Source organism: Bowdeniella nasicola (assembly GCF_001907295.1).
In the GTDB taxonomy this organism is placed as follows: domain Bacteria; phylum Actinomycetota; class Actinomycetes; order Actinomycetales; family Actinomycetaceae; genus Bowdeniella; species Bowdeniella nasicola.
On the sequence record NZ_MQVR01000088.1, the window covers coordinates 1 to 9,491 of the forward strand.

Genomic DNA, 9,491 nt, shown 5'->3' on the forward strand with positions numbered 1-9,491 from the left:
GGTCACGAACTTCTGCAGGGTACTTACTCGGTGCAGGCATGTTCCTATCCTCTCGGTTAGATCAAACCCTCCACCACACCCGGGGCGATCCACTCCTTTGATTTCGCTTTCCGCGTCGGGTTCGCCGGTTCTTGCCTGGCGGTTGGGATACGCGCTCCAGTGATCTCCCTAAGTTGCTTCATGATCCAGTCTCGGTAGCGACCGGAAGAGTGGAGCACATTGGTTCCGTCGGTTTCCTCCATTCGCCCGATTGCAGCGCGGGGGCCAGCATCGTCCACCGCCTGATCGATAGCGCGTTCGGTAATCCGGTAGAACATCTTCCGCCATTCGAGGTCAGCATTCTTGGGGTCTGTATGGTCTGCCAAGCCTGCTAGCCATTGCAAGAAAGCAAGTTGGAGCTCGTCCATCCACGTTGCTACCTGCTTGTCCGGGTAATCGCCCGGTGATGCGCCTGCGCTCACGAGGAGCTGTCGAAAGAACCAGCGGAATCTTCCTCGGAAAGTCAAGACCCTGTCGATTGCGAGGAGTGCCTCGTGTCGAAGCTCCGCGCCATCGGATGTCAGTAGCGCAACAGTCGTCGGAAGCGTCTCAAAGAGCTCCGTCTCGATGACTGCATCCTTTGTTCCATATGAAACTCCGGTCAGCGTGAGACTGATGGGCGTGTTTCCGAGTTCTTCGTCAATCGCTTCGCCAAGCTCGCTTTGCAGCTGTTTGATGGCCGGGGCTACTCGATCTGGGACCGTAGCTTTCGGCCCCTTTTGGGTAAGCGGAGTCCCGGTTGCTGCCTCGGCGAAGATGGATTGCACGCCGCGCCAGACCGTCAGTTGCGGATCCAACGCTCGGGGGAACCAGGTTTCGCGGCCAAGCTTTTTGGTCTGGTCCCACGAGAATCGTTGCGCGCTATAAGGCTCTTCGAACTGGTTGGATCGCGAGAGCTTGTCACCATTGGCGATAAGAACACCAGACACTGCTGTGCTTGCCGAGGGGAAAAGCCGAACTCGTCGTTGCTGCCACGTCAGGAGATCGACGACTCCATCAGCCTCGGTTTCATCCGCGCTTCGAGCGGATGCGGTATCAGGGGTTCGTTCCCAAGGAGGGAGATCTCGGTCGGAATCGAAGCTTCCGACCGCAAGAGCAGACATCGGAAGGTTAAGTAGCAAGGTCTCTCGCAGCGTGGGTCCGGTGAGCTGCACAGAACCAAGCGCTCCTGCCCATCCGGTACCGATCGGGTAGCCCTTGCCGTCCTTTACGCGAGAGTCGCCGATGGCGCCCGACTTAATCCCGGACACGTCGTAGGCGTGGAGGCGGACGAGCCAACGTGCCGCACTTGCGGCATCGAGGCCTTCAGCATCGTTTTTCGTACGCGTCGAGAACAACGCTGGGCCAACGTCTGGGATAAGGACCGAGGCATCCGAGTGTTCGCCCTTCGATGTCGCGAGATCCGAGACCTGGAAGAACGGCGCTACGGGATCAAAGAGATCGAATCGTGCCGAGTGTTTGGCGAGGTATTCCTGCACAATCTCTGTCAGGTCATCACTTCGATAGATATCTCGCCACAACTCTGCCAACGACCCACCCGGGGCGACCACGACCCCTTCGCTTCGTAAAGCACGGATGAGGATCGCCATCAAGAGCCTAAAGACAGCAGTGTCTTGGGTAGGGGTTTCTCCGTTAAGTACGGAGACTTCGGACAGTCGTTCGAAGATATCCTGCAAGCTAAGCTCCGCCAGTGTCTCGTCAGTAAGACGAACGCGGATCCAGGGTTCGCGCACAAGGTTGAACTCGGGTCGAGTAGTCACGTTGGACCTCCTTTCAAATGTCGTTTCGGTAATGGGCATCCTGACCTCCTTCGTTGGGGGTGGGCGCGGTGTGGTTGCGTGTGGGCACGACTCCAAGGTCTTTGTCGTACCGGAAGCTTTTCCCTAGTATCGAGCCGCATAATTGCTCATCCAGGACGATGATTGACGTTCCCCGCAGTCGGAAATCGCGTTGCCACGCACCGAATCCCGCGTCGTCAAGTTCGACCATGGCGTCCATGATCTGGTCGGGCCTGATGAGCGCGCGAGGTAGCCGAACAACGGAATCTGCGATCACATGAATAATCCTCTCCGAGGGCACTGACACGGGACTGAGTTCCTCATCCCAGTCCTGCGAAGTGAGCCACGGCAGAGGAAGAAGTCTCCCGCGCACGCGACGGATTAAAGCAACTTCAAGACTCGGATCGATATCTCTGACTGTTGCTAGCGCGAGGTCCTCCTGACGATCAGCATCGACAGCAGATAAAGCACTCAGCGCTTGGGTCAGTTTGCCGCGACTCTCGACCGGAGTCTTCAGCTGGAATGCTTGAGCGCGTTTTTTGGCAGCTCTATCCTCTTCGGCTTCCTTATTGCTGGCAGCGTTGTACTCTTCTTGCCAGTCAGAAGGAATCTCGGTCGAGTCGGAATACGTTGCTTCGACATCGCTGGGAAGGTCATGACCAGCGCACCAGGGCTCCCCCGAGATATAGCGAAAGAGGATGGCCGCGGTAGCCATGAGAACTCGCTTGCCATAAATGAATTCCGAGCCTCGATCGAACGTGGGGGTCGTCTTATCAAGGTCCATTCCCCGTAGCACCAGCTGAGCGTGTTCGAGCCCTGGAGGCCGGAGACGGCTGTGCCGATGGAGGCGCCCTGCTCGCTGTGCCAGTGAATCCGTAGGCGCCATATCGGAGATCAGTGCATCGAAGTCCACGTCTAGGGACTGCTCTAGGACCTGCGTGCCGACTACTATGTGAAATCTTGGACGGGAGCTAGCGGCGCCGGGTCTTTCCGTACCTAATCGTGTAGTGAGCTCCTGTTCCTTGCGAGCCCGATCGGCGGCGATGAACTGGGAGTGGAAGAGTTCCACGGATCCGGGATATCGCCCTGCGAGCGCGGCCGCGGCTTGTTGAGCGCGAGCGACAGTGTTACACACGATGCCGATGACACCTCCCGACTGGGAAAGCCTTTCGACTTCGGCAATCAGTTCGTCGTCCGAATCTCCAATGAGCGAGAAGAATACCTGTCGACATGCCTTCTGGACTGGCACGTGCTCTGCGGTAACTCCCTCACAGGAGACGGTCGTAATCCTCGGATACGCAACGTCCACACATGGTGAATGTGTTCCATCATGCACCGGTCCAGGTGCCACCATCTTTGCGCGGAGGGACGTTCGAGTTCGAAGCTTCTCGGCCGACATTTCTGCTGGTCGCTCGGTCTGACGAAGCCCCTCGCGGTATGCCGCGCTGAGCAGATTCCGCGGCCCAGACGCCAACGTTGCGGAGAGCAAAATGACCGATGCTCCTTGCGCGGCAAGCCAGGTGAGCGCCCGCGCCAGGTAGTTCGATGAATAGACGTCATAGGAATGCACCTCATCGACAACTACGACCTTTCCCGCGAGGCCAAGGTGCCGAAGCGTCACATATCTCGTCGCAAGGGCAGCCATGAGGATCTGGTCGACGGTGCACACCAAGAACTCGGACAAAACTCCTTTTCGTCCACTGAACCACGCATGCGCCACAACATGGTCGAGATACTCGGCTGCTTGCGAGTTTTCCTGCGCCTCATCGTCGTTTACGGACTTGGTAGCTCGGAGCAGTTCTTCGAAAGCCGGGTTGAGATTGGCTTTCGAATGCATGAGGCGGATCGAATGCTGCCCGCGAGAGTCGGATAGCCTCTGAACCCATCCGACCATGCGAGGCAACAGGGCATCCGTGGTCGTCATAGTTGGCAGCGCGAAAGCCATTCCTCCCGCCCCTGTACGGGCCGCGAGAACCTCGCCAGCGAGTTGCGCCGCTTCGGTCTTTCCGCTGCCCGTTTCGTCTTCGATGATCAGCAACGTAGGGCCCGTAGCTGTCGCTGCAATGTCCATAGCCTTGCGCTGGACTGGACGCAGTTCCCGGTCAGGGCCCCAATCGAATCGTTGCCGGACGTCGACGATGTCCTTGGGCGAAGCAGGCTCCCAGGGGCGCGTGAGGTTAAGACGCTCCAATGCCTCATCTGCGCGGAAGCTTCTTCGACTGTCGGATCCGGACTGTGACAGCGGGAAAAGCTCCTGGTTGGATGCAACCCAATCAGCCATCGAAACAAATCCTGATAGGAAAATCTGGTCCGCGACCGCAATTCCACCCGCCTGTAGGAGGCGTTCCAAATCCTGTTGGACTCCTGTACGGCTGGTGAGATCGTCGAGGAGCTCCCACCACATTCCCGACCATTGCTCACCGTGCCGGTCGAGCCACGATTCAGCCTCGGCGACGACGAAATTGAAGCGAGTAGACAATTGCCACGGCAGGCCGCTTGGAACGCCATGGTGGCAGCCTGCGATGACGGCGACTGAAGCGATTGCCAAAATGTCCGCATCGGGAAAACAGCGCCTCAGCCATCGACGAATGATCAGCTCGGAGTAAAGGGAGTGCGGCACCTTTCGGTATCTATCGTCTTCCATACGAGCGTCTTCCAGGAGCGGCGCTACCTGATCCCAAAGAAAACGGCTGACCTTGGATCGAGCGGCTTGGTGCTGGAACCCTACTTCTGCTTTGCCTACGTCGTGGACCCCCGCTAGCCACCCCAACAGGCGGTCGACAGCGCCTGGATCGCCTTGGCACCCAAGTGATAACACCAGCCTGGAACGCACTGAGGGAGCTAACCATTGACGTGCTAGCGCGGTTCCTACATCGGCTGCATCGCGCGAGTGCTGGGACAGGCTGAGCCATGGTTGGCCACCGGTAACGATGTCACTGACATCGCCTAGCCCCCGCGAGGTCTTCGCCCAGAGTTTCGACAAGCTACCCGAAGGCCCCCTGTCTCTAGGACCGACCCCGTTCCGAGTCCACGAGCCGATGTCACTCATAGTCGCCACCGCGATCATCACGATCGATGTCCGTGGCCTCTGATAGACCTGAAGCCATGGAGCTTTCGTCCAGACGCACGGTCACCGATCTCTCTTCACACCACGACCTGCGCTGGACGAAACGGAATTCTACGAGCTTCATCGGACGTGCCACCTCCGTGCGACATCTGGAAGGTTCACACCTTCTATCTGGCACCGTACAGCAACGTTAGATTTCCGTCCACCCCTCATATCTCCCCAAAAAGCTAATTTAGTTTTTTGAGGTTGGAGGTTGAAGGGGTCGTAGCTACCGACATATGGGTAAGCCCCGCTAGCGCGGGGAATCTGACTCTCCTCAGAACGCTAAAGGCTCATCTCCGGGTATCCAGAAAATCAGGAGAACCTTCTCAATCGTACAGGCGACAGAAATGGCGTCCGCTCAGCGCCCAGTCGCAATCAGATGGCGTCCGCGATCGGGTCCTTCATCCCCTCGCGCACGAGCTGCCACACGTGGATCGTCTCCGGCCGCCAACCGGAACGGCGGCCCACGATGCCGTCGGGCGCGGGCATGAGATAGCGGGCGAGGGTCGTGCGGTCGATGCCGAGGTGCGCAGCGACGTCGAACGGCCCCCAGTAGGCGACGGGCTCGCCGCCGAGCTGCGCGCCCTCGACGCCGCGCTGCGCGCTCCACCACTCGATGGTCTCGGGCAGCCAGCCTTCGAACTGCTCGCCGAAGGTCGCGTCGGGCCGCGGCAGCGGATGCCACTGGAACGCGGAGCGCTTCACTCCGGCGAACTCCGCGGCCTTGGTGACGGTCAGATACTCTAGCGGCGTGCGCTGCTTCGCGTCGGCGATGACCTCGACAATGTAGGCACGCACGGCGTCGACCTGCCAGTCGTCCGGCAGCGCGAGGCCGCGCCGCTCGAGGTAGCTCGTAACGGCGACGCGGGTGTCGGAATCGAGGCCGCTCACCGGCTACTCCTCGCGCGGGGCACGGTAGCGGGCGGAGGCTTCGGCTGTCTTGCGGTAGGAGCCGCGGCGGTGCCAGATGAACATGCCGAGGCCGATGAAGACGCCACCGCCGACGATATTGCCGAGGGTAACGGGTAGGAGGTTCGACAGCAGCACGGCGGGGACGGTGAGGGCGTCAACGTCAGTGCCGTTCGCGATCGCGGCCATGACCTCGGGGTTGCCTTCGGCCTTGATCATGAGGCCGAGGGGCAGCATGAACATGTTGGCGACGGAGTGCTCGAAGCCGGACGCGACGAACACGGCGATCGGCAGGGTGACGGCGACCATCTTGTCGGTCACGGACTTGCCGGCGTAGCCCGCCCAGACGGCGAGGCAGACGAGGACGTTACACAGGATCCCGAGGAAGAACGCTTCGACCGGAGTGTGGCTGACCTTCGAGACGGACGCGGAGATGACGACCGCTCCCCAACCGCCGTGTCCGGTGTGCGGAGTGCCGGACAGGAAGATCGTGATCGCGACGAGCAGGGAACCGAAGAAGTTCCCGAGGTAGACGACGCCCCAGTGCGCGAGCAGTCGCCCCCACGGTAGGCGGCGGTCGACGCCGGGCATGAGGGTCATCGTCGTCGAGGTGAACAGGTCAGCGCCCAAGATGATGACGAGGGCGAGACCGGTGGAGAAGACGACCCCGCCCAAAACTTTGGCGACGCCATAGGGCAGGGCTTCGGCCCCGACCTGGCTCGTGGTGTAGAAGATGAAGCCGATCGCGATGAGGGCACCGGCGAACATCGCGGACACGAACGTCGTGCCCCACGGCGTCATCGCTTTCTTTAACAGGCCTTCTTCGGCTAGATCGGCGATCTCTGATGGCGAGGGGATCATGAAACTAAGCCTAAAGCCAACCTCCCATTGAACCCCATTCTCGTCTATTCTTTAGCTCAAGGCGTTAGCCAGGTCACAAAACCGAGACGTGAGGGAGTCGACATGGGAGGACCTGAACGGGCCGTGGTCCGGTTCCCAAAAGACCGGATTGCCTCCTATCATGCCGCGCTCCTTTTCCTCATTGCGGCGCGGGATCTCCTCGAGGATGACAAGACGATCGACCTGCCTCCGTTCGGGGAGCCGCTCACGTTCAAACACCCGGTGAACGTACCGAAGGAGATTGCCGACTTCATTGATGAGGCGTGGGAGCAAACGACGCAGCTCATCGCCAATACTGAACCGTCGAGCACTACCGAGGACGATATCCGGGCAGGCATCGCAATCGGCTGGCAGTTGCTTAGCGCTAACCCGAGCCTGCCGTTTTCCTCACCCGAATACGAAAAGTGGCGCAACCTCATCACGACGCGGTTCATCATCCCGCAGCTCGATACGCGGCCGCACTGGCCGCCGCCGCTGCAGACGCTACTCAATCATTTCGGGCCGACGTGGGATGACGTGAAAACCTCGGCCGGCTGGCAGCCGCCCGAGCCCGCGCCGCGCACGACGACCGCCCCGCAAGTGCCGACCGAAGAGCTCGAAGAGATGCTCACGGCGCTGCGGCTGTTCATCGCACACTGCGAGAAGACCCGGACACGCACAGCTCAGGCCCGCTATAAGGGCTGGGCCGGCGTCGAACACGAGCAGGGGCGCTACCGGCCCGCGGCACAGCACATCCGCGACGCGTTTGGCACGTGGACGAACGCGATCACGACGGCGCGGGGGTTCTAAGCCCAGTCGGTAATGACGACCTTGCCCTCGATCGCGCCGTCGATCATGTCGGTGATCGCCTCGGGCAGCTCAGAGAGCGTAATCTCCCGGTCGATGAGCGGGCGCAGGCCCGCGTGCTCCATGAGCTGTCCTGTCTGAACGAGTTCGGCGCGGGTGCAGCCGGTCGAGCCGATGATCGAGAGCTGCTGGAAGAAGACGCGCTGGAGCTCGGCATCGACGTTGCCGCCGGTCGTCGCGCCGCACGTGACGACCGCGCCGCCGGGCTTCACGCACCGCAGCGAGTGCCGCCAGGTCGCGGCACCGACGTTATCGACGACGACATCGACGCGGCCGGGCAGCTTCGCCCCCGATTCGAAGACCTCGCTCGCGCCGAGGCTGCGCGCGGTTTCGCGTTTGGCTTCAGTGCGGCTCGTCGCCCACACGCGGGCGCCCATCGCGTTCGCGAGCGCGATCGCGGCCGAGTTCACGCCGCCGGTCGCGCCCTGGACGAGAACCGTCTGGCCGGGGCCGACGTCCGCGCGGCGCAGCATCCGGTAGGCGGTTCCCCACGCGACCGGCACGCACGCGGCCTCGGCGAAGGAGAGGTGGGCGGGCTTGTCGACGAGGCAGCGCTCGGGTACGTGAACGATCTCGGCAAAGGTGCCGTCATGCCGCTCGGACAGCAGCGCACGCTCGGGGTCGAGGGTCTCGTCGCCGCCACCCCGGTCGGCGTCGGCGATGACGGGCAGGACCATGACCTCGCGGCCGTCGTCGGTCACCCCTGCGCCATCGCAGCCAAGGATGAGCGGCAAGCCGTTCGGGTCCTGACCGACGCCACGCAGCGTCCACACGTCGTGCATGTTGAGCGACGCGGCTTTCAGGTGGACGCGGGCCCAGCCTGCCGGCAGCGGCTTCTCCTCGGTTTCGGTGATGTCGAGGGCAGCCAGGGGCTCATCGGGGCGGTGCGATCTCACGAGGGCAGCACGCATCGGTGCTCCTTCCTTTACGGTGGTCGGATGCGCCCATCATATGAGCGATCTCGACCCGGACTTCGAGACCATTTCGCGTGCCACATCGCGGAACGCTGGTTGACTCCGGGGCGTTCTCATTGTTCGGCACGAAAGGCGGGAACAAACCGTTTCGCAATGTCATGGTTGAGGTGTGACAGCGCACATCCGTGCTCGTGACGACGAAGGAGTTGAGTCCGCATGACGATATCACCCGAGGCAGAAACGACCGCTCCCGCGGCCCCACCGATCGGGAAGCTCACGCGCCCGGATAACCTCTCGACAACGCTCGACGTCTCGACGATGGTCGACCCCGACGGCGGCCTCGTCGATCGCGGCATTTTCACCGAAGAGGCCGTCTACCGCCAGGAGATGAAGCGCATATTTGCCCGGTCCTGGCTGTTCCTCGCGCACGAGGACCAGTTCAAGCGGCCCGGCGATTTCTTCCAGACCTTCATGGGCGAAGACCCGATCCTCGTCTCCCTGAATCGCAAGCGCGAGATCAAGGCGTTCCTCAACTCCTGCCGCCACCGCGGCGCCCGCGTGTGCCGCGCCGATTTCGGCACCACCAAGAACTTCACCTGCACCTACCACGGCTGGTCCTTCGACCTCGACGGCAACCTCGCGAACGTGCCCAACGAGTACGCCTACGGCGAGAACTTCGACAAGAAGGACTGGGGACTGGTCGAGGTCCCGAATGTCCAGTCCTATAAGGGCCTCATCTTCGGCAACTGGGACCCCAACGCGATCCCGCTTGAGGAAGCCCTCGGCGACCTGAAGTGGTACCTCGACGCGTTCATCGACCGTGACCCGGAGGGCACGACCGTCGTCGGTGGCGTCATGAAGTGGGTCCTCGACGGCAACTGGAAGCTCGCGGCCGAACAGTTCGGGTCAAGTCCCTTGTAGTGGTGTAACGGCGTTTTCCTCTCGTTTGGGGTTTTAGCTTGCTAGTGCGGGCGTGTCGGTATCGGTCATGGTCGT

General features: G+C 61.4%; 7 protein-coding genes. 2 read left to right on the top strand and 5 right to left on the bottom strand.

Annotated elements, in window-relative coordinates; all coding sequences use genetic code 11:
- Nucleotides 1–56: 56 nt before the first annotated feature.
- The 4 genes from casA to BSZ39_RS11290 form a co-directional block, all read right to left on the bottom strand.
- A complete protein-coding gene (casA, locus tag BSZ39_RS11275; protein ID WP_083603309.1) occupies nucleotides 57–1,838 on the bottom strand; it encodes a type I-E CRISPR-associated protein Cse1/CasA in 1,782 nt (593 codons plus the stop codon).
- Nucleotides 1,813–4,884, bottom strand: coding sequence for a CRISPR-associated helicase/endonuclease Cas3 (locus BSZ39_RS11280; protein ID WP_073717429.1), 3,072 nt, complete (start codon nucleotides 4,882–4,884; stop codon nucleotides 1,813–1,815). Before BSZ39_RS11280 ends, casA begins: the two co-directional genes overlap by 26 nt.
- Before the next feature lie 417 nt (nucleotides 4,885–5,301).
- The gene (locus BSZ39_RS14115) at nucleotides 5,302–5,817 is read right to left on the bottom strand and encodes a hypothetical protein (protein WP_073717430.1); all 516 of its coding nucleotides are present in this window, start codon (nucleotides 5,815–5,817) and stop codon (nucleotides 5,302–5,304) included.
- 3 nt (nucleotides 5,818–5,820) lie between these two features.
- The gene (locus BSZ39_RS11290) at nucleotides 5,821–6,696 is read right to left on the bottom strand and encodes a formate transporter FocA (RefSeq protein WP_222842947.1); all 876 of its coding nucleotides are present in this window, start codon (nucleotides 6,694–6,696) and stop codon (nucleotides 5,821–5,823) included.
- A gap of 102 nt (nucleotides 6,697–6,798) precedes the next feature.
- Here BSZ39_RS11290 and BSZ39_RS11295 point away from each other — a divergent pair, with 102 nt between their 5' ends.
- Nucleotides 6,799–7,524, top strand: coding sequence for a hypothetical protein (locus BSZ39_RS11295; RefSeq protein ID WP_143180513.1), 726 nt, complete (start codon nucleotides 6,799–6,801; stop codon nucleotides 7,522–7,524).
- Here BSZ39_RS11295 and BSZ39_RS11300 read toward each other — a convergent pair.
- Nucleotides 7,521–8,492 (bottom strand): zinc-binding dehydrogenase, encoded by a 972-nt coding sequence (locus BSZ39_RS11300; RefSeq protein ID WP_073717433.1) that lies wholly within the window; start codon nucleotides 8,490–8,492, stop codon nucleotides 7,521–7,523. The genes BSZ39_RS11295 and BSZ39_RS11300 overlap by 4 nt on opposite strands.
- A 219-nt stretch (nucleotides 8,493–8,711) precedes the next feature.
- Here BSZ39_RS11300 and BSZ39_RS11305 point away from each other — a divergent pair, with 219 nt between their 5' ends.
- Nucleotides 8,712–9,416, top strand: coding sequence for an aromatic ring-hydroxylating oxygenase subunit alpha (locus BSZ39_RS11305; RefSeq protein WP_083603310.1), 705 nt, complete (start codon nucleotides 8,712–8,714; stop codon nucleotides 9,414–9,416).
- Nucleotides 9,417–9,491: the final 75 nt, after the last annotated feature.